Genomic DNA, 18,562 nt, shown 5'->3' with positions numbered 1-18,562 from the left:
ACTTGGGCTGATGTGATCAACCGCGCTAACTTGGGTATGGAAGTAATGCACGAGCGCAATGCTCACAACTTCCCGCTTGATTTGGCTGCTGGTGAAACAACTCCAGTAGCAATGGTTGCTCCTTCTATCAACGGCTAAGTTTTAGCTTTTGATTGACAAAAAGCGCTCCTAGTAATAGGGGCGCTTTTTGTTTGGGGAAAATATATTTTTTAGAGACTTATTGTGATATCTAGTCCGGTAATATGGGGAGCATCCCAATTTGGGTTTTAGAGGAGTGTTGGCTGTGAGAGTACGAAGCGAGATATATAAACTTTGCTGTGCGGGACGCTCGCAGGGCCTAAGCATACTTGTACATAAGCTAAGGCATATACCAGCAGCGGATAAGCAGGAACAGTTCAAATGATTCGCTGCCGGAGATTCCTAGGAATGGAAGGATTTTTGTTTTTTATTTAATAGTTAATTTTGCTTCGCTAGTGCGATCGCCCATTCCCCCAGTAATAGTAACAGTTCCAGGTCGCAGCGCTTGAAATGTGCCCGCTGATTGCGTTTGAGCGAGCAACGGCTCCAGATTGGGAGATTTGCTAGGTGCACCAGGTATGGGTTCCTGAGAGTAGGGAGTCGAAAATCGGAAATAAGTCACTGGCGGAAGCAATCTCCCCTTTGAATCGGAGAGAATTATTTTAAAGGTAATACGATCGCCCACGCGCACGGTTGCAACTTCTGGTAGAATCCGAAGTGTCCAATCAGGCGGGTAAACAATACCGGACATAGAGAGTGTTTCTCCACCTTTTTTTGCAAACACGGCAAACTTTCCCGGCGCAATACCCGTCACAATTCCCTCTGAGGAAACTTTGACGATTCCTGCATTGTCAGACGACCATACCCACTGTTTCTCGGACTGCCTAGAATCTCCTGGAATACACCCTGAAGCGGCGTCGGTACTCCCGATTTTTAGCTTAGTCGTTTGACCCACAATTAAAGGCTCTACTTCCCAAGAATTGTAGTTAAGGCAAGGGGGATTATATATACCTAGAAATTCTCTCAACTCCCATACCGTAATACCTAGGAATCCGAATAACAGGACGATCGCAGTTACGCAGCCGAACCCGATAAGTTCCTTCTGTTTGTTATTCATATTTAATATTTGTTTTTTTTGTATCTATAACTTTATGAACCAGTGCGCCGAGCGCTCTAGCTTTGTATGCCACCGAGAAAAAGTGGCACAGAGATAAATAAAATGCTATTATCTTTTCACAGTGGGAATTCTGCGCTAAAGTATCTCGGAATAAATTTGTGATTTCACAGCAGATAAAATAGCATTCATTCACTCAGATTTATTAAAAATATCTGCGTTACTTTGTGTTGCATCTGCCTTAAATCTGTGGTTGACATATCAAAAGTTTATGCAAGAGCTATTGTAAAGTAGAATCGCTAAGTATAACATTACGCTCAGCCAATGGTAATATAGTAGATGCACAAAAATATCGAATAATATAGGTAAGTGATCCTCAAAAAATAATCCCCATGATACTTAAAACTAAGAGATTGGTTTTGAAACAGATTGTGGAGAGCGACCTTAACACGCTTCATAGAATTTTTATCGATACCTATGTGAGGAGATATCTGTGCGACGGCGAAATCTGGTCGCTACAAAAGGTTGAAGAAATGCTTGCCGACAACAAAAAGCTGTTTGCCCAAAAGCAATTCGGTATGTGGTTTCTCGAAACTAAGAGCGATCGAGAAACTATTGGATTTGTTGGTTTGTGGTATTTTTTTGAAGAAGCACAGCCCCAGTTAGTGTACGCACTGCTGCCGAAAGCACTTAAAAAAGGTTACGCTACTGAAGCATCAACCAAAATATTGGATTATGGTTTTGATGAACTTGGCTTTAACTATCTTGTCGCAAGTTGCGATCGCCAAAACATTGAGTCGCAAAAAGTCGCAGAAAGACTCGGAATGAAACAAGTAGAAGAAAGAATTATGAATGGAAATCCTATATTATTCTTTAGAATCGATAAGTAGTAATTAGCGGTAAGGGCGCAATGCACAAATGGCTTTCGGTGCTGGGGATTGGCGAAGATGGACTTTCGGGGCTCGGCCCGATCGCCTTTACCCTCCTCTCTCAATCTCAAGTCGTTGTTGGTGGGGCCCGTCACCTAGCAATGCTACCAACCGACGACACCCGCGAAAAATTGGTTTGGGCATCACCTTTGCAGACCACAGTTGACGACATCCTCCGCCGCCGGGGACAGTCTGTGTGCGTGCTCGCAAGCGGCGATCCGATGTGTCACGGAATTGGCGTCACGCTGTCGCGCCACATTCCCATTTCGGAAATGACTGTGATTCCGGCGGTATCGGCTTTTAGTCTTGCTTGCGCCCGTTTGGGTTGGCCGCTGGCCCAAGTTGAGACTTTCAGTTTGACAAATCGCCCGATCGCATCGATCGCCCTTGCTTTGTCGCCGGGCGCGCGCTTGCTGGTGTTGAGCGCTGACAGACACACGCCAGCACAAGTTGCCCAATTGTTGACGCAGCGGGGGTTTGGCAGCAGTTTGATGACTGTATTCGAGCGGATGGGAGGAGACTCGGAACGGCGGATCGAGGGGGTAGCAGCAGCCTGGAATGAATCGGATTTGGCGGATTTGAACACGATCGCAATCGCAGTTGCAGCCGATCGCGAAACTGTGATTGTCCCCCGTACCTCGGGTTTGCCGGATGCTGCTTATCGTCACGACGGACAACTTACCAAACGGGAGGTTCGAGCCGTTACTCTGTCAACGTTAGCACCGATTCCCGGAGAGTTGCTTTGGGATCTGGGTGCAGGCTGTGGCTCGATCGCGATCGAATGGATGCGGAGTCATTCTCGGTGCAGGGCGATCGCGATCGAACGCGATCCGACTCGATTGCAATACATCGCTGAAAATGCCTCGACTTTCGGCGTTCCCGAACTCCAAATTGTCGCGGGAGAAGCGCCGGAAGCCCTGACAAATTTGCCTCAACCGAATGCTATTTTCATCGGTGGCGGTGTCACCGCAGAAGCTGTGCTGGAAACTTGCTGGAATGCTTTAGGTAAAGGCGGCCGATTAGTTGTTAATGCGGTGACAGTTGAGAGCGAGTTTAAAGTTTTGCAATGGCACGATCTTTATGGCGGGGAACTCATTAGAATTGGGATTCAGCGAGTAGGGGCGATCGGTTCTTTTCAGGGTTGGAAACCGCTTGCACCGGTGACTCAGTGGGCGGTAGTTAAAAGGTAAAAGGCGATCGATCTTTTTCCTAAAAATATCTGATAAGTTTTGCAGGGGAATCAAGCTAAAGCCAATATCACAAAGCAATAAACGCAGCAAACTCAACCACGTGATGAATTGTCAGAAGGTGAAGATGAACGTAATAAGTTCACCAATAATGAAATTCCGATAGCTTGAAAAATAGAAATTGTGGATAATCCAAACAAATCTGGCATGAGCCAGTTCCATAGAATAACAACCAATATATAATTAACGACTGCCCCCACTATACCCAAAATTAGTATTGTTAAGCAGCCACCACTGCAACCAGCAGTAAAATAATTACCTGAACTATTCATCAGAAATTTTCCTCTATTTATCTGTATTTATAACTGAAAGATCACTTGCTTGAAAATAATAATCTCCCCAACAAAAATAAACCAACTGCTTGTAACTCAGATATGTGCTTAAATCCAAACATAACAGGCATTAGCGAATTCCAAAGAAATAATATCCATGGACTGGCTAAAACAGCCGCAAGTAGGTAGAATGGAAGGGTAATCAAAAGAAAGAACTTAATAAAAGAAACGTACCATCGCCAGTCTGAAAATCCTGACGGACCAAAAGGATTAAAATTCATGCCTACCTCCCGAACGGGTTTAAACTTGGGTCTGTTAATCAAGCCATTAAAACTTGTATAAAATCTGTCAACTAACATCATTAAAGAAACGGCTATCAAAGTCAATTCATAAAATTCATAACTTTGACTTCATAAAAGTCATATTGGTAAATATTTGAGGGAAGGTGGTAATAGGCAGACTGCTGTGTGGTATCAAAAAGTTACATCTTTACGGATTGAAGAGGTGGCATCGATCGCAGATTTACATCAGCTTGAGCTTGGGGTGTTCGATCTTGCTGCGAGGGCTGGTTTTATGATGAGACCCGATCGGGCTATCTTCCAATGCGAGCCTATATCCGATGGCAAATGAAAGACTTGCCAAAACGAGCGATCGCCAATGGACGGCTCGGTTGGTATTTCAGAGTTCTGACAGAGGGGGTAGTAGAAAGTGGGCTTCCTCTGATTCTTGTGGATCGTCCGCTACCGCAGTGGAGTGTGGCACGAGTCAACAATGCCTTCTATCGAGATCGGCAGGATTCTTCAGAACTTGCTTCATGCCCGCTTTTATCTGCTAGTTGGAGGCGATATTTTCTGACTCGTTAAACAAATAGGTTGGGTTTCCTAAAAGTTCAACCCAACCTATTAATTAAATGAGACTTAAGAGTTTAGCCTTGATTCACCACAGTCGGTTTTAAACTTTCCTGTGACTTCGATCGATCTAAACCATTTTGAACTTCCACAGATTCCTTAATCGGTTTCCGGGCTTCAATTAAACTCAAAGCTTTGTTGACACTTTCAGGTAAAATCACTACCAAACTGCCGGCCGGCGCCTCATCTAAAGCCTTGTTAACGGCCGTTGTTTCGTCGAGAATCAACTCGTATTCAACTTGAGATTTCTTTGCGGTTCCTGCAGAAATCGCCTCTGCAATCCCCTGGCAAATTAACTTGGCCACAACACCGGGATCTCGGCCGCGCCTGTCAATATCTTCTTTGACAAGAATGCGATCGAACATCTCGGCCGAAAGTTTGCCCAGAGTGACAAAATCTTCATCTCGCCGGTCTCCGGGGGCGCCGACTACCCCTATCCGCTGTCCCGGCCAATTCAGCACGAAACTCCCCAAAGCTTTGTAGCTGTGGGGGTTGTGGGCGTAGTCGAGCAAAGCGTGATAGTTGCCCAATTTAAACAAATTCATCCGTCCGGGAGTTTGACCCACCGATGCTTGGAAGCTTGACAAAGCCGATCGAATATCTTCTATTTTCACTCCTTGGGCAAAAGCCGCCAAACAAGCTGCTAAAGCATTGGCAATCATAAACGGCGCGCGGCCGCCCATCGTCAGCGGCACGTTCACAGCCTGCTCAATTCTCAGCGTCCAATCGCCTTTCAAGATCGACAAATACCCATTTTCGTAAATCGCTGCCAGCCCGCCCGCAGCGGTATGTTTGGCAACCAGTTCGTTGTCCGGGTTCATCGAAAAATATGCAATTTGAGCCTTGACACGCTGCGCCATCCGTGATACTAAGGGGTCGTCTGCATTTAAAACTGCATAGCCTTTGGGCATTACCGCCTCGACGAGGACGCTCTTGAGTTTGGCCAGTTGTTCCACGGTGTCGATGTCGCCAATTCCCAAGTGATCGGCCGCGACGTTCAATACGACGCCGACATCGCACTGATCGAAGCCGAGGCCCGATCGTAAAATTCCGCCTCTAGCCGTTTCCAGCACCGCTACTTCTACCGTTGGGTCAGATAAAATCAACTGAGCGCTCTGCGGCCCGGTATTGTCTCCGCTTTCTACCAAATAATCGCCGATGTAAGTGCCGTCGGTAGTCGTGTAGCCGGTAATCTGACCGGTCTGCTTGACAATGTGGGCAAGCAGGCGAGTGGTTGTAGTTTTGCCGTTGGTTCCCGTTACCGCTAAAATCGGCACCCGGCTGGTTTGAGGCGAGGGGAAAAGCATATCGAAGACGGCGCCCGCGACGTTGCGGGGTAAACCCTGACTCGGGGCGACGTGCATTCTGAAACCCGGTGCTGCGTTGACTTCGACGATGACGCCGTTGACATCGCGCAGGGGTTGGGAGATGTCGGGAGTTACTACGTCAATGCCCGCTATGTCCAAACCGATAATTTTGGCGACTCTGGAAAACAGCCAGACGTTTTCTGGGTGGATTTCGTCGGTGCGATCGACTGCAATTCCACCGGTACTCAAGTTTGCTGTCGCGCGCAAAAATACTCTTTCGCCGGCGGGCACTACGGAGTCCATCGCGTATCCTTGTTTTTGCAGCAAATCCAGGGACAATTTGTCGATCGTGATCCGGGTGAGCACGTTGTCGTGTCCGTCTCCTCGCTGCGGGTCGCGGTTTACTTCTTCAATAAGCTGTTCTACTGTAAACTTGCCGTTACCCACGACGTTAGCCGGGACTCGTTCTGCGACTGCTACGACTTGCCCGTTGACTACCAATACTCTGTGGTCGCGGCCGACGTAATAGCGCTCGACTATCACGCTTTTTGTTTTTGATGCCGCGCTGGCTAAGTCGTAGGCTTCTTCTGCTGCTTCCCAGGAATTGATGTCGATCGTAATGCCGCGGCCGTGGTTGCCGTCTAGGGGTTTGAGGACGATCGGATAACCGCCGACATCTTCGATCGCCCCGTGCAGTTCATCCAAATAATTAATCACCGTCCCTCTTGGAACCGGCACACCGGCGCTGGCGAGGATATTTTTGGTACCTTCCTTGTCGCAGGCAAGTTCTACCCCCAAAACTCCCGTGCGGTTGCTCAGAGTTGCCTGAATCCGCTTTTGGTGAACCCCATAGCCGAGTTGAATCATAAACCGGGCGTTCAAAGGCATCCAAGGAATGCCGCGAGCTTCTGCTTCCTTGATCAGTGTTTCCGTACTCGGCCCCAGGGCCGCCGACCCAGCAAATTCTCTAAGGTCTCTCAAATCTTGGATTAATTCTGCTGCAGGATAAGAACCAGTAGTGGCAATGCTCTGGCACATCCGCACCCCCGCCCGGGCGGCATAGCGACCTGCTTGTTCGTTTTGATACTCAATTACTACTTGGTAAATGCCTGGGGTCGCAGTCTCGCGGGTACGGCCGAACCCGACCGGCATTCCTGCCATTTCCTGAAGTTCTAGGGCGACGTGTTCGATTACGTGTCCCAACATTGTGCCTTCTCTGACCCGTTGCAGGAATCCTCCCTGATGGCCTGGAGAACAGTGATGGTCGTTCAAACTCGGAAGTGCGGCGATCAACCCTTCGTAGAAGCCAGGAATTTCAGATGTGGTTTTATCTGCCCACTCCTCTAAATCCAGACGCATCAGGACGAGTTTATGGCGTCGGATGCTCCAGTAGTTGGGGCCGCGTAAGGTCTGGATTTTAAGTATTTTCATGTTAGTTAGAGGGGTATGGGGCGCGAAATCTTATAGATAATTGGAGCATTTATTCAATTTCGATCTAGATTGCTCGATCGACTGTTCGCTGCGAACAGTTTGGGAGTGAATTTCCAGTTATGGGCTACCCAATTGAAAATTCATGCCCCTACGATCGGCTAAAAACAAGTACAAGTCCATGGCTAGCAAAAACTCAAAGCCCGAAGTTAGAATTTTCTGTGATTCTGCCTCCTGGCGTCAGCCCGTGGCTGCTTCGGAATCTATTCTATTGTTGTATCCATGATTCGGCCGGAATGCCGCCTAATTTCTGCCGAATCAATGACAAGAGATGTTCTGCGTTAGTTGGCTGTGCGGCACTCGGGGGGCCAGCCAGACTCGGAACACGCTCCCGATGGCATTGGTTTGCCTAGGGGCATATTGTAGCAATCTCCGTGACACAGAACGTGCAAGCGCATATTGAACAGACTTAAGGGTTCTGTCGCTCCTACCAGAGACTCATTGGTATAAAAATTTTCCCTAGAATCAACAATAGTCACAGTGCCTTTACCGAGAATTTTCATAGTATCGTCTCCCTCAAACAAGGCACAGGTGTCTTCGTCAATACCAATAGCGATGCGATCGGGATGGCAAGCCACAGCCGACAGCAAGCGAGCCATGCGGTTGCGGTTGTGAAAATGCTGGTCTACGATGAGCTCAGGAATAATGTTAAGTCCGTTTGCCATGTCTACTAAAGATCGGTTCGGTGACGCCCCGCTCCCGCCGCCTGCAATCATGTGATATCCCATCACCGCAGCACCCGCGCTCGTACCGGCGAGGGTAATCTTGCCTTCGAGAGTTTCTTTGCGAATTTTCTCCATAAGCGGGGTGTCCGCCAGCAGCCCGCAGAGTCTCAGTTGGTCGCCCCCTGTGATGAATACGCCCGTACAATCTTCTAAGTAATCTTTCCAGACGGGGTTTTCGGCTTGTTCGCGTTCGCGGATGTCCACTACTTTGACGGCACTAACGCCCATTTCGTCAAATATGGTGCGGTAGCGGTTGCTAATTCCTTCGGGATCTCGCGAAGCGCACGGAACGATCGCCAGCCGAGCGTTTGCACCCCCAGCACGGCAAAAAAAGGTGTTTAGAATCTCTCGCCCGTGAACTTTGTCTTCGGCTCCCCCGATGACCATAATCGAGGTTTTTGTGCGCTGGGGAATATTGTGTTCGAGGGCTTGAGATGTCAACTGCTGCATGGTGTGTCTTCCTCTGTTGGATGTGAAATTCAATTTTGCCGTTGCTGTGCGTACAATAGGGCTTTTTAAGAATAAATTTTTGTTTGTGCGAGTGAGGTGCGATCGCCGATCGCGCTATCCCGCAATTGTTTGGCGGCGAGTTTGCTTGCAGTCGCTGTCAGGAAAAACTGATTTATTGTTGTACAAAACGCGCCCGCCGACAAAGGAAGAGAATTTAACTTGCAAAAATTTTCAGAAATTATAAGAAATTATAAAGAATAAAGCAATTACTGAAAACTGAACTCCCCCTAAGGGTCAAACTAGAGGTGATGTATCAATAAAATTCCAATAATTGTGCGCTTTGACGTAGTTACCTTATTTCCAGAATTTTTCCGGGCTCCCCTGGAGTCGGGACTGATGGGCAAAGCCTTAGCTAAAAAGATTGCTGAGGTGAATTTTGTCAATCCCCGCGATTTTACCACAGACAAGCACCAGCGAGTTGATGATGAGCCTTACGGAGGCGGAGTGGGGATGCTGATGAAACCGGAACCGATTTTTGCTGCGGTGGAGTCGCTGCCGGTTTTGCCGCGGCGGGAGGTGATTTTGCTGACTCCCCAGGGGGAACCGATGCAGCAGGGGATGTTTCGGGAGTTGGCGGCCGATCGCGATCAGTTGGTGTTGATTTGCGGTCATTATGAGGGTGTGGACGATCGAGTCTTGCATTTGGTAACTCGCGAGGTATCTTTGGGGGATTTTGTACTCACGGGGGGCGAAATTCCGGCTTTGGCTTTGATTAATGGGGTTTTGCGATTGCTGCGGGGAACGGTGGCGAAGGAAGATTCCCTAAAGTTTGAGAGTTTTGAAGACGGACTTTTGGATTATCCGCAGTACACTCGACCGGCGGATTTTCGGGGATTGAAGGTGCCCGACGTGTTGCTGTCTGGTAATCACGCAGAAATTGCTCGCTGGCGCAAGCAACAGCAAATTGAAAGAACTCGATCGCGCCGGCTGGATTTGTACGATCGGTGGTTGGAGGACAGGGGAGAATAGCAGAAGGGAGAAAGGAGAAGTTATCCCATCTGATTTATCGGGCAAACTCATAGCCCAATTTGAGCGACAACGGCGATTGTTGTAACACTTCTGCTGATTCAAGCTTTCAAACTTTCAGCAGCTAAAAGCTGTTTTAGTCGAGCAGTCTCAGATTTAGTTCCGATAAAAACAGAACCTGGCATCTTCTTTTTTAGCTTCATAGCTTCAGGTAAGGACAACGACATAGCCTCAGGCAGAATTTTTGTTACAACTGTTGCACGTTGTTCTTTTTCCAATACAATCAAGTTCCAACTCCCTTCTTTTGCTAAAATATCTTTTCTCATTTCGTTAGGTATAGCATCAGTATTATCTAACGCGATTGCCTTCCCGCAATAAGGGCAGCTATAAGATAGATGCCAAACAACTTTTTTGTCGAAGACAGACTGACCAACCGACATCTGTATGTCTTTGCTACAATTACCGCAAAGTCAGTAAATCAAGACCATTCTTTTTCAGATATCTCTCCGGAAATATGAAATAATTGTCTTTTGCTATACTTCCCAAACCTAAATTTTACATGAACATCCGCATCGGCAACGGCTACGACATTCACTGCTTAGTTCCAGAACGCCCCCTCATCCTTGGTGGCGTCCACATTCCCCACGAGTTAGGCTTATTAGGACACAGCGACGCCGACGTACTTACCCACGCTATCATGGATGCGATGCTCGGAGCTCTCAGCTTAGGAGATATCGGTCTTTATTTCCCGCCAACTGACCCGAAATGGAAAGGTGCTGATAGTCTCGTATTGCTCGCACAAGTCAATCAGTTAATATTAGATAAAGGCTGGGAAATCGGCAATATTGATTCGGTGGTGGTGGCAGAACGTCCAAAGCTGAAGCCGCATATTGAGCAAATGCGCGATCGGCTTTCTACTGTCCTACAATTAAAACCCGACAAAATCGGCATCAAAGCTACTACAAACGAAAAGTTAGGGCCGGTGGGAAGAGAAGAAGGAATTGCAGCCTATGCTGTAGTTTTGGTGGGCAAAAAATAGAACTCTACAATCTAAAATTGATAGTGGAGTCAATTCTTTAATCCAAAATCGCTAGGAAGCCTGAAATCATGGACACTGACACCTGGGAATTACAATTTCCTGTAGACGCGGATGTCATCGCGTTGGATAAGGACGATCGCATAGTCGTGCTAATCGAGGTTAAAATTATTCAAGCTCAAGAAGCAGACGCAAAACAAAAAATTGTCGATCGGGCGATCGATTGGCTGAAAGCTGTGTTAGCTAAGCTGTCTGAAAGAAACGCGATCGTTCCCTATGCTATGTTTATTGAAGCGGAACAAATTTTGATTTTCAAATGGGATGGTGTGAATTTATCGGAGCCTGTTTGCACTCTAAATACTGGTGAAATATGTCGCTATTATATGCCGACTTTTGGCAGTAAATGGCTCTCTAAACGTACCCTTGGGGGGCTGATAGAATCGTGGCTGCATGACTTAGATTATAACTGGAAATCAGAAATTCCTCCAGCATCAGAACAGATATCAGCCATCGGTTTGCTGCCATTACTCGCAGGTGGAACAACAAAATCAGGAGTGGAATTAGGTGGCAATTATATATATCGAGACCAACTTTCTGATGAGTATTGTTACAGGGCGTGAGGCTGAAGCAATTATGTTGCTCAGAGATTTGTCCTCATCAGTTCAGTTAGTCATACCCAGCGTTTGTTATATGGAGGCTTGGTCAGCTTTCGAGGACGAGTTGAAGCGACAAAACTCTTTTAAGGAACAGCTAAGCCGTCAAATTAGCGAGACAAAGCGAGATGTTACCTCTGAAAAGGTCGCATCTCTATCTTTTAACCTAGAAGAGTCATTAGTTTACTATCTAGAACGAATAGATGAAATTGAATTACGGTTGCGTGAAGCAATTTCTCTGATGTCATACAATGCCGAAATGATTGCATTAAATCCAGAGATTATTCAAGCAACTTTAAACACACCTATAATCAAAAAAGACCCAACAGACAATTTGATTCTACACAGTATCCTCAGTCATGCCCGATCGCATTCTACAGAAACCAAAGTATTTCTCAGCGCTAACGTCAAAGAATTTGGTCTACCGGAAGTTCAAGATGTTTTGCGAGAAGCCGGGATTACAAAGTATTTCGCTGTCACTAAAAACTTTCTAGGTGGGCTACAATCTCAGTCATAGTTGCACGCAGGTGGTAAACTAAAAAATTATGAAAATTTCTATGATGCTACATTCAAGACTGCGCTGGCTGGCGATTTTACTGGTGGCAATTGCCGCTATAACTCTGTCTGCGTGCACTCCAGCCCGATCGAACTTAGTAAACAGGCTCATCGTTCCGACCCCCAGCGGCCCGGGTACCTTTAACTACCCGCTAAATCAATCTGCATACAGCGTTTTTGGCTATATGTACGAGGGATTGATTAACGAAAACGGCTTGACCTCGGAGTTAGAACCCGGTTTAGCCGAGTCGTGGGAAGTTTCTAAAGATGGCAAAAAGATTGTCTTCACCCTGCGAGAGGGTTTGAAATGGTCGGACGGCGAACCGATGACTACTGATGACATTATCTTCAGCTATGAAAAAATTTATTTCAATGACAAAATTCCTAGCGGTTTGAAAGATACTCTGAGAGTTGGCATGAGTCGCGAATTCCCAAAAGTCAAAAAAATTGACAGCCGCCGCGTTGAATTTTCCGTTGCAGAACCCTTTGCTCCATTTGTTAGATATGCTGGGGGAATCCCAATTTTACCAGCTCATATTTTACAGGAAGCTGTAGACAATACAGATGGAGACGGCAACCCTAAATTCCTGGCTACTTGGGGCACGGATACTGACCCTAAAAAGATTGTCGGAAATGGTCAGTACCGAATGCTGAGCTACACTCCTAATCAGCGCGTTGTTTTGGAACAAAATCCGTATTTTTGGCGCAAAGATGCTGAGGGAAATGTCCAGCCTTACATCCAGCAAATTGTTTGGCAAATTATCGAAAATACTGACAATCAACTGCTGAATTTTCGCTCGGGCGATTTGGATACTCTGAACGTGGAGCCGGAAGTATTTCCACTACTGAAACGGGAGGAAAAACGCGGCAAATATACGGTATTCAACGGCGGCCCGGATACTGGCAGCGTGTTTATGTGTTTCAATCTGAATAAGGGGCGCAATGCTCAAGATCAGCCGTTTGTAGACCCGGTTAAGTCTCGCTGGTTCGCGAGTAAAGAATTTCGGCAGGCGATCGCCTATGGCATCAATCGATCCGCCATGACTAACAATATCTATCGCGGACTTGGCGCGCCGCTGCATTCCCCAATTCCGGCGCAAAGTCCGTTCTACCTGTCCCCAGAACAGGGATTGAAAACTTACAGTTACGATCGGCAAAAAGCGAAAGAGTTACTGTTAAGTGCTGGTTTTAAGTATAATAGTAACGGCGAATTGTTGGATGCTGAAGGCAACAAGGTGCGATTTACTTTGTTGATGGCAGCGGGTAAAAAAGTTCGGGAACAAATGGCAACGCAAATTAAGCAAGACTTGGGCAAACTGGGGATGCAAATTGATACGCAGTTCCTGAGTTTTAACACTTATGTGGAAAAGCTGCGGTTGACGCGGAATTGGGATACTTACCTCGGCGGTTTTACGGGAGGTACTGAACCGCACAGCGGCTACAATATTTGGTCTGTTAACGGCACGCTGCACAGTTTCAACCAGGGCCCGCAAGCCGGAGAACCGCCGATTAAGGGTTGGGAAGTTTACGACTGGGAACGGAAAATCGATGACCTTTACGTGAAAGCTTCCCAGGAGCTTGATGAGGCGAAGCGCAAGGAAATTTATGGCGAGACGCAGCGGATTATAGCAGAACAAGTGCCGTTTATCTATATGGTGAATCCGCTGACTTTTGAGGCGGTGCGCGATCGCGTTTCGGGAATTCGCTACAGTGCCCTCGGCGGCGCTTTCTGGAATTTGTACGAGCTGAAAATAACAGAATAGTCCGCAGTTATTAGTCATTAGTCAGTCATTAATTAATGGAACCTAAAATTTTACAGAAGTTACTCGAATCTGTGGCGGCCGGCGATATTAGCCCGATCGCCGCTTTGGATAAATTAAAGCATTTTGACTTTGAACAAGTCGGCGATTTTGCCAAAATTGACCACCACCGCACTTTAAGAACGGGTTTTCCTGAAGTAATTTGGGGCCCGGGGAAAACGCCCGACCAAATTGTTGAGATTATCGAGGCGATGCGCGGGCGAAATTCAGCGGTGATGGCGACACGAATCGAACCGGAAGTTTTCGAGCAATTGCAACAAAAAATACCCGATTTGTGCTACTACCAAAAAGCTCGAATTTGTGCCATTTCTCCTAATTCCCTTACTCCGCAGCATCCGGGTACTGTGACTATTATCAGTGCGGGAACGGCGGATTTGCCTGTAGCGGAAGAGGCGGCAATTACTGCGGAACTTTGCGGTTTTCAGGTGCGGCGTTTGTGGGATGTCGGAGTTGCCGGCATTCACCGCTTGCTGAGCAACCGGCACGTGATTGCTGGTGCTGATGTATTGATTGCGGTGGCGGGCATGGAAGGCGCTTTGGCGAGTGTGGTTGCGGGTTTGGCAGATTGTCCGGTGATTGCTGTGCCGACGAGTGTAGGTTACGGCGCGAGTTTTGGCGGGATTGCTCCTCTTTTAACTATGCTCAATTCTTGTGCGGCTGGTGTGGGTGTGGTGAATATTGATAATGGATTTGGGGCGGCGATTTTGGCTTGTCAAATTCTGAGAACTGCTGGGAAAGTTGAGAGAAGAGGAGAGGGGGAGAATGGGAGAGAGGGGGAATAGTTAGAAACCCCCTCGATTAGATAAGACTAAGGCCAACTGTCACAGGACGATCGATTTTTAGGGTGCATCTTGCACCATTCTCAAGAACAGGCAAGATGCCTGTTCCACAAAGAGTGAGTTTTCTTGTGGGGCGGGCATCCTGCCCGCCCGTAAAAAACCTAATTGAAAATGGTGCAACATCTCAGGTGCGTCAGACTCCGTTATTGAAATATTATTGAAGATTTCCGGTAGTAGAGCACCTTACTATATATGTCAGTGGCGTCCAGGACGGTCAGACTCGGCGGTTGAAACCGCGTTTACACTTGCCTCTCGTCCCAGCAGAGGGCGACTAAAAAATACAGGAGGTATTATTGAAGCCGGGTTTGATATTACTTGCTTGCCAGCCAAATCGGATAAGCAGAAGAATCCTCAGCTTTTAACTTTTGCGCCTGATAATTCTTGCTAGTCCAACTAGCTACTGTTTGCAGGCTTTCTGTCAAACAACTTTCGCTGCCAAACGCTTCAAATCCCAAAGTCCACCACGCGCTGCCGTTAATGTTCAACTGAGTAAGTTCCACGGTGCAACCTTGGGGAATTGGGGCTTCCACAGGCACAGATATCAGAGAACCAGGGGCCGAAACTTGATAAAGACGCTGCGCTCGCTTTTTCTTAACTGCCACCCACTTTCCTGTCGCCAAAATATCCGCCGGTATCGGCGCCATCGTGTCCGCACAAACCCACTTCAGCCACTTTTCGGCTTTGCCTTCCCAGCGGTTGCCGAACTGCATCGTCCCTAACTCTGCCTGACGCCACTTTACCTCCAAGGTTTTCCCACGAAGCTTCACTCCCAAGTAGTCGCAGCTAGGTACTAACAAATATATGTCTTCCCGTTCTTCGGGAGGCGAAAGATACGCGCCGAGACTCTCGCTTCCAAACCATTGATTGAGCGATTTTGGCAGTGCACCGCTATAAAACCACCGCATTTCCAGACTGGCCCGCATAAATTTTTCCTCCGTTCCACAATTTTCGTCAAACCCAGACTGGATTTGCCACACACCATCGACTTTCGTGCCTCTCCACTCTATCCTCCCCCCTCCGGGGCCCATAGTCTACCCACAGTCATACCATTTTAGATTTTAGATTTTAGATTTTAGGTTGGGGAAAAACTGACTGTATAAGGGTTTAGAGCTTGCCTACAGTTGCATTTTTTTTTAAACTGGTGTCAGATCGAGGTATTTAAAAAAATTTCTCACAATCCTTTACATATCTTCACAAGTCTGTTACATTTATTTACAGTACACTAAAAACCATTTAGGAAAAAAACATGAGTAACAGAGGCTTAATGCTGGACGACCAAGGCAAAATGAACAATTTTGCGATCGAGCCGCAAGTATACGTCGATGACGAACCCCGCACCGGCTTCACTCCCTACGCCGAACGCTTAAACGGCCGCCTTGCCATGATTGGCTTTGTTTCTCTCTTGGCTTTAGAAGTTTCGACCAAGCACGGACTGATTAGCTGGCTGACTCACCTGTAATGATTTTGTTAACAATTAAACTATATGGCTATGGATCGCTGCCGATACACAAACAGCGATCCATAGCTTAACTATTTTGAGGGGCAAGGTTTGATGAGACAATTAAAATTAAATATTTTTGTTTTACCCTACTTGTAAAAAGAATGCTCAAACGAATTGCGGCAATACTTCTGGTGGTTCTAAGCCTCACCTTGACCGGTTGTGTGTCTAAAGTCACTGGACTCAAAAGCTACGTTGATACTGGCGACGGCTATCAATTTCTCTATCCTAACGGCTGGCTGCCGATCGCGGTTTCTAACGGGCCCGATGTGGTATTCCGCGATTTGATTCAGCAAACCGAGAACGTCAGCGTGGTAATCAGTCAAGTCGCCAAGGACAAAACTCTGGCGGATTTGGGAACGCCGACGGATGTGGGATACAAGCTCAGCAAAAGTGCGATCGCCCCGAGTGATTCGGGCCGCGAAGCTGAATTAGTCAATGCAGAAGCTCGTGAATCGCGATCGAAAAACTATTACATTTTAGAATATGCCGTTAAGTTGCCAAACCAAGAACGCCACAACTTAGCGAGTGTAGCCGTCAGCCGCGGCAAACTTTTTACGCTTAACGTGTCCACTACCGAAGAACGCTGGCCCAAAGTAAAAGAAGCTTTTGAGAAAGTTGTTAAATCTTTCTCTGTTTATTAGGGAATTGGGAATTGGGAATTGGGCATGGGGCATGGGGCATTGTTGACTGTTGACTGTTGACTGTTCGCTGGAAACCTCACCACAGTTAACTGACAACTGACAACTGTCAACAGTCAACTGTCAACTGTCAACTGAACTTCTTAAATGATGAAAATTCCAACTTTTGTATTAGCTTCAGCTTCTCCAGCGCGCCGTCGCCTCCTAGAAAATGCGGGCATTCAAGCTGTGATTTGCCCCAGCGAATTTGATGAAGGGCAAATACAAATGAGGGATGCCAATAAATTAGTGCAGGTTTTAGCAGAGGGAAAAGCTGAGGCTGTAGCTAAGTTTTTACTGGCTAATTCTCACCCGCAAATCCCTAATCCCAAATCTTGTTTGGTTTTGGGATGCGATTCAATTTTGCTTATAGATGGCGAAATTCACGGCAAACCCAAGGATGCGGAAGAAGCAATCTCGCGCTGGCAGAAAATGCGCGGTAAGGTGGGCGAACTGTATACGGGTCATGCTTTAATTGATACTAGATTCGATGACTTTGGTGAGGCTAGGTCGCGATCGCTCATTCGCTGTCAAGTTACAAAAGTTCATTTTGCGGAAGTTACCTCGCGCCAAATAGCGGCTTATGTCGCTACCGGAGAACCCTTGCAATGTGCAGGCTGTTTTGCACTGGAAGGTAAAGGTGGCTTATTTGTCGAAAAAATCGAAGGATGTCACACAAATGTGATTGGTTTGAGCTTACCTCTGCTGCGGCAAATGCTCACCGAAATGGGATATGATGTGGCGGATTTCTGGCAATCTTAAATATTGTTGAATTTATGTCAGGAATCGGGAGGTAGAGCCTCGCTTATATGCCTACCCAGGCAGATCCTGGGAACGAGGATTGAGAGCCTTGTTGTTGTCGGAGGGGCGTTTCGTTCCGCCCCTCCGTGCTATGCAGATTTGCCTTGCCCACCAGTTGGTAATTATCCTAGAGCGATCGTCCCATCCGATACAGATCTAAACTGAAGTTGATCCGGGGAAACATCCTTCACCAAACCCAAGATATTGCCGCTGCTAGCTTCCCGAATCACCGTCGCCTGAGTATTCAGCAATCTCAACTCCAGAGTTCGAGGCTGTTCCGGAGGAAAAGGGCCGCTGCTATCGTAATCTCTGGCATCACCAATTGTCAAAAACCTTTCGCTCAAAACAATATCATTTCGCGTCAATCCAGACGCCAATCCAATTACATCACCTTCAGCCGGATTGTAATCGAGAATAAAATCGGCAGGCACTTCATCTACATCAAAATTGCTGCTAGGAGGCGGTTGAAGCGAACCAATCTCCCCCGAAGTTGCTCCCACTTCTGTGCGGAGGACAAACATATCTGCGTCTTCACTTCCCCAAAGTCTATCAATTCCAGCATCACCGATTAGAGTATCATTTCCACTCTCTCCTACTAAAGCATCATTCCCTTTACCACCGCGAATAAAGTCATTAGCCGTGCCTCCATAAACGTAGTCATCACCTTGATCTCCGCTGACAAAATCGCTGCCGCATTCTCCATAAAGAATGTCAAAATCTTGGCCGCCGCGAATAGTATCGCTGCCGCAACCTCCGATTAAAGTATCTCTGCCACTGTTACCGTTCATCAGTTCCGCACCACCGGAACCTCTGACAAAATCGTTACCATCTAAAGCCCGCAAACCTCCGGGAGTATTCCGCAGAATTCCATTTGCTAATTGAAATGCGTCGTCATTGGAAGTTAAGTCAAAAAAGTTGGGATCGCTGCCTGGATTTGGCAATGGCGCTGTGAGTAATTTGGTGTTTGGGGGATCGGCAATAATTGGGTCTGAATTTTCAGCTAATGCTCTAATTTCTCCGAGATTTGTTTCTAACATCTTAAGTTTCTCCTTTTTTGAGTGACTTTGTTGATATTCTGATTTTAACAAAGGTTCCAATTAAGAAGTATGCGGGAATCTGATACCATTTTTTTAAAGATGTGATAGAGATAAAGAATGTAAAATCCAAGACCATCCGGTGAGAAAACCAATGACGCG

At 47.0% G+C, this 18,562-nt stretch carries 20 protein-coding genes and 1 pseudogene; 14 read left to right on the top strand and 7 right to left on the bottom strand.

Annotated elements, in window-relative coordinates; genetic code table 11:
• Positions 1-138, top strand: a pseudogene (locus QUB33_RS25790) (photosystem II q(b) protein); the annotation flags it as partial.
• Between the two features lie 307 nt (positions 139-445).
• Here QUB33_RS25790 and QUB33_RS25785 read toward each other — a convergent pair.
• Positions 446-1,135, bottom strand: coding sequence for a hypothetical protein (locus tag QUB33_RS25785; RefSeq protein ID WP_333356224.1), 690 nt, complete (start codon positions 1,133-1,135; stop codon positions 446-448).
• A 389-nt stretch (positions 1,136-1,524) separates the two neighbouring features.
• On the opposite strand from QUB33_RS25785, the gene QUB33_RS25780 reads away from it, so the two are divergent.
• Together QUB33_RS25780 and cbiE are read left to right on the top strand one after the other, a co-directional pair.
• Positions 1,525-2,022, top strand: coding sequence for a GNAT family N-acetyltransferase (locus tag QUB33_RS25780; RefSeq protein WP_333356221.1), 498 nt, complete (start codon positions 1,525-1,527; stop codon positions 2,020-2,022).
• A 20-nt stretch (positions 2,023-2,042) separates the two neighbouring features.
• On the top strand, positions 2,043-3,251 hold the full coding sequence (gene cbiE / locus QUB33_RS25775; protein WP_333356218.1) for a precorrin-6y C5,15-methyltransferase (decarboxylating) subunit CbiE: 1,209 nt from the start codon (positions 2,043-2,045) through the stop codon (positions 3,249-3,251).
• 92 nt (positions 3,252-3,343) lie between these two features.
• Here the strand turns inward: cbiE and QUB33_RS25770 are convergent, their stop codons facing one another.
• Positions 3,344-3,580 (bottom strand): hypothetical protein, encoded by a 237-nt coding sequence (locus tag QUB33_RS25770; protein ID WP_333356215.1) that lies wholly within the window; start codon positions 3,578-3,580, stop codon positions 3,344-3,346.
• A 602-nt stretch (positions 3,581-4,182) separates the two neighbouring features.
• On the opposite strand from QUB33_RS25770, the gene QUB33_RS25765 reads away from it, so the two are divergent.
• Positions 4,183-4,443 (top strand): 3-alpha domain-containing protein, encoded by a 261-nt coding sequence (locus tag QUB33_RS25765; RefSeq protein WP_333356212.1) that lies wholly within the window; start codon positions 4,183-4,185, stop codon positions 4,441-4,443.
• A gap of 62 nt (positions 4,444-4,505) precedes the next feature.
• On the opposite strand, the gene cphA is transcribed toward QUB33_RS25765, so the two are convergent.
• On the bottom strand, positions 4,506-7,226 hold the full coding sequence (gene cphA / locus QUB33_RS25760) for a cyanophycin synthetase (protein WP_333356209.1): 2,721 nt from the start codon (positions 7,224-7,226) through the stop codon (positions 4,506-4,508).
• 338 nt (positions 7,227-7,564) lie between these two features.
• The gene (locus QUB33_RS25755) at positions 7,565-8,458 is read right to left on the bottom strand and encodes a cyanophycinase (protein ID WP_333356205.1); all 894 of its coding nucleotides are present in this window, start codon (positions 8,456-8,458) and stop codon (positions 7,565-7,567) included.
• Between QUB33_RS25755 and QUB33_RS25750 the strand changes: the two genes are divergently transcribed.
• Positions 8,457-8,702 (top strand): hypothetical protein, encoded by a 246-nt coding sequence (locus QUB33_RS25750; protein ID WP_333356202.1) that lies wholly within the window; start codon positions 8,457-8,459, stop codon positions 8,700-8,702. The two genes, QUB33_RS25755 and QUB33_RS25750, sit on opposite strands and share 2 nt — an antisense overlap.
• Positions 8,703-8,791: 89 nt before the next feature.
• On the top strand, positions 8,792-9,487 hold the full coding sequence (gene trmD / locus QUB33_RS25745; RefSeq protein WP_333286710.1) for a tRNA (guanosine(37)-N1)-methyltransferase TrmD: 696 nt from the start codon (positions 8,792-8,794) through the stop codon (positions 9,485-9,487).
• Positions 9,488-9,585: 98 nt separating this feature from the next.
• Here the strand turns inward: trmD and QUB33_RS25740 are convergent, their stop codons facing one another.
• On the bottom strand, positions 9,586-9,924 hold the full coding sequence (locus QUB33_RS25740; RefSeq protein ID WP_333356197.1) for a hypothetical protein: 339 nt from the start codon (positions 9,922-9,924) through the stop codon (positions 9,586-9,588).
• A gap of 119 nt (positions 9,925-10,043) precedes the next feature.
• Between QUB33_RS25740 and ispF the strand changes: the two genes are divergently transcribed.
• From ispF to larB, 5 genes are all read left to right on the top strand, one after another.
• The gene (gene ispF / locus QUB33_RS25735) at positions 10,044-10,523 is read left to right on the top strand and encodes a 2-C-methyl-D-erythritol 2,4-cyclodiphosphate synthase (protein WP_333356194.1); all 480 of its coding nucleotides are present in this window, start codon (positions 10,044-10,046) and stop codon (positions 10,521-10,523) included.
• Between the two features lie 68 nt (positions 10,524-10,591).
• The gene (locus QUB33_RS25730) at positions 10,592-11,140 is read left to right on the top strand and encodes a hypothetical protein (protein WP_333356191.1); all 549 of its coding nucleotides are present in this window, start codon (positions 10,592-10,594) and stop codon (positions 11,138-11,140) included.
• Positions 11,118-11,690, top strand: a complete 573-nt coding sequence (locus QUB33_RS25725; RefSeq protein WP_333356188.1) for a PIN domain-containing protein — start codon at positions 11,118-11,120, stop codon at positions 11,688-11,690. The genes QUB33_RS25730 and QUB33_RS25725 overlap by 23 nt, the downstream gene beginning before the upstream one ends.
• A 40-nt stretch (positions 11,691-11,730) precedes the next feature.
• The gene (locus tag QUB33_RS25720) at positions 11,731-13,491 is read left to right on the top strand and encodes an ABC transporter substrate-binding protein (protein ID WP_333356231.1); all 1,761 of its coding nucleotides are present in this window, start codon (positions 11,731-11,733) and stop codon (positions 13,489-13,491) included.
• A 35-nt stretch (positions 13,492-13,526) separates the two neighbouring features.
• Positions 13,527-14,330 carry a nickel pincer cofactor biosynthesis protein LarB gene (larB, locus tag QUB33_RS25715; protein WP_333356184.1) on the top strand — a complete coding sequence of 268 codons (804 nt, stop codon included), beginning with the start codon at positions 13,527-13,529 and terminating at the stop codon, positions 14,328-14,330.
• 368 nt (positions 14,331-14,698) lie between these two features.
• On the opposite strand, the gene QUB33_RS25710 is transcribed toward larB, so the two are convergent.
• A complete protein-coding gene (locus QUB33_RS25710; RefSeq protein WP_333356180.1) occupies positions 14,699-15,310 on the bottom strand; it encodes a hypothetical protein in 612 nt (203 codons plus the stop codon).
• A gap of 323 nt (positions 15,311-15,633) precedes the next feature.
• Between QUB33_RS25710 and QUB33_RS25705 the strand changes: the two genes are divergently transcribed.
• From QUB33_RS25705 to QUB33_RS25695, 3 genes are all read left to right on the top strand, one after another.
• Positions 15,634-15,846 (top strand): high light inducible protein, encoded by a 213-nt coding sequence (locus QUB33_RS25705; RefSeq protein WP_190659021.1) that lies wholly within the window; start codon positions 15,634-15,636, stop codon positions 15,844-15,846.
• A gap of 143 nt (positions 15,847-15,989) precedes the next feature.
• Positions 15,990-16,529 (top strand): photosystem II reaction center PsbP, encoded by a 540-nt coding sequence (gene psbP / locus QUB33_RS25700; RefSeq protein WP_333356178.1) that lies wholly within the window; start codon positions 15,990-15,992, stop codon positions 16,527-16,529.
• 147 nt (positions 16,530-16,676) lie between these two features.
• Entirely contained in the window at positions 16,677-17,327 is a 651-nt protein-coding gene (locus QUB33_RS25695; RefSeq protein ID WP_333356228.1) for a nucleoside triphosphate pyrophosphatase, read from the top strand.
• A gap of 161 nt (positions 17,328-17,488) precedes the next feature.
• Here the strand turns inward: QUB33_RS25695 and QUB33_RS25690 are convergent, their stop codons facing one another.
• Positions 17,489-18,403, bottom strand: coding sequence for a calcium-binding protein (locus tag QUB33_RS25690; protein ID WP_333356174.1), 915 nt, complete (start codon positions 18,401-18,403; stop codon positions 17,489-17,491).
• Positions 18,404-18,562 lie beyond the last annotated feature (159 nt).

Source organism: Microcoleus sp. B3-A4 (assembly GCF_036705385.1).
Lineage (GTDB): Bacteria > Cyanobacteriota > Cyanobacteriia > Cyanobacteriales > Microcoleaceae > Microcoleus.
The sequence above is the reverse complement of the archived record's forward strand: the minus strand, read 5'-3'. Positions and strand labels throughout refer to the sequence as shown.

What these genes read in the sequence shown, in the direction of transcription:
- QUB33_RS25765 (WP_333356212.1), top strand. Translation starts at nt 4,183, where the DNA reads ATGCGAGCCTATATCCGATGGCAAATGAAAGACTTGCCAAAACGAGCG.
- QUB33_RS25780 (WP_333356221.1), top strand. Translation starts at nt 1,525, where the DNA reads ATGATACTTAAAACTAAGAGATTGGTTTTGAAACAGATTGTGGAGAGC.
- larB (WP_333356184.1), top strand. Translation starts at nt 13,527, where the DNA reads ATGGAACCTAAAATTTTACAGAAGTTACTCGAATCTGTGGCGGCCGGC.
- QUB33_RS25720 (WP_333356231.1), top strand. Translation starts at nt 11,731, where the DNA reads ATGATGCTACATTCAAGACTGCGCTGGCTGGCGATTTTACTGGTGGCA.
- QUB33_RS25785 (WP_333356224.1), bottom strand. Translation starts at nt 1,135, where the DNA reads ATGAATAACAAACAGAAGGAACTTATCGGGTTCGGCTGCGTAACTGCG.
- cbiE (WP_333356218.1), top strand. Translation starts at nt 2,043, where the DNA reads ATGCACAAATGGCTTTCGGTGCTGGGGATTGGCGAAGATGGACTTTCG.
- QUB33_RS25740 (WP_333356197.1), bottom strand. Translation starts at nt 9,924, where the DNA reads ATGTCGGTTGGTCAGTCTGTCTTCGACAAAAAAGTTGTTTGGCATCTA.
- ispF (WP_333356194.1), top strand. Translation starts at nt 10,044, where the DNA reads ATGAACATCCGCATCGGCAACGGCTACGACATTCACTGCTTAGTTCCA.
- QUB33_RS25770 (WP_333356215.1), bottom strand. Translation starts at nt 3,580, where the DNA reads ATGAATAGTTCAGGTAATTATTTTACTGCTGGTTGCAGTGGTGGCTGC.
- QUB33_RS25705 (WP_190659021.1), top strand. Translation starts at nt 15,634, where the DNA reads ATGAGTAACAGAGGCTTAATGCTGGACGACCAAGGCAAAATGAACAAT.
- QUB33_RS25755 (WP_333356205.1), bottom strand. Translation starts at nt 8,458, where the DNA reads ATGCAGCAGTTGACATCTCAAGCCCTCGAACACAATATTCCCCAGCGC.
- QUB33_RS25690 (WP_333356174.1), bottom strand. Translation starts at nt 18,403, where the DNA reads ATGTTAGAAACAAATCTCGGAGAAATTAGAGCATTAGCTGAAAATTCA.
- QUB33_RS25750 (WP_333356202.1), top strand. Translation starts at nt 8,457, where the DNA reads ATGGTGTGTCTTCCTCTGTTGGATGTGAAATTCAATTTTGCCGTTGCT.
- QUB33_RS25725 (WP_333356188.1), top strand. Translation starts at nt 11,118, where the DNA reads ATGAGTATTGTTACAGGGCGTGAGGCTGAAGCAATTATGTTGCTCAGA.
- cphA (WP_333356209.1), bottom strand. Translation starts at nt 7,226, where the DNA reads ATGAAAATACTTAAAATCCAGACCTTACGCGGCCCCAACTACTGGAGC.
- QUB33_RS25710 (WP_333356180.1), bottom strand. Translation starts at nt 15,310, where the DNA reads ATGCGGGCCAGTCTGGAAATGCGGTGGTTTTATAGCGGTGCACTGCCA.
- QUB33_RS25695 (WP_333356228.1), top strand. Translation starts at nt 16,677, where the DNA reads ATGAAAATTCCAACTTTTGTATTAGCTTCAGCTTCTCCAGCGCGCCGT.
- psbP (WP_333356178.1), top strand. Translation starts at nt 15,990, where the DNA reads ATGCTCAAACGAATTGCGGCAATACTTCTGGTGGTTCTAAGCCTCACC.
- QUB33_RS25730 (WP_333356191.1), top strand. Translation starts at nt 10,592, where the DNA reads ATGGACACTGACACCTGGGAATTACAATTTCCTGTAGACGCGGATGTC.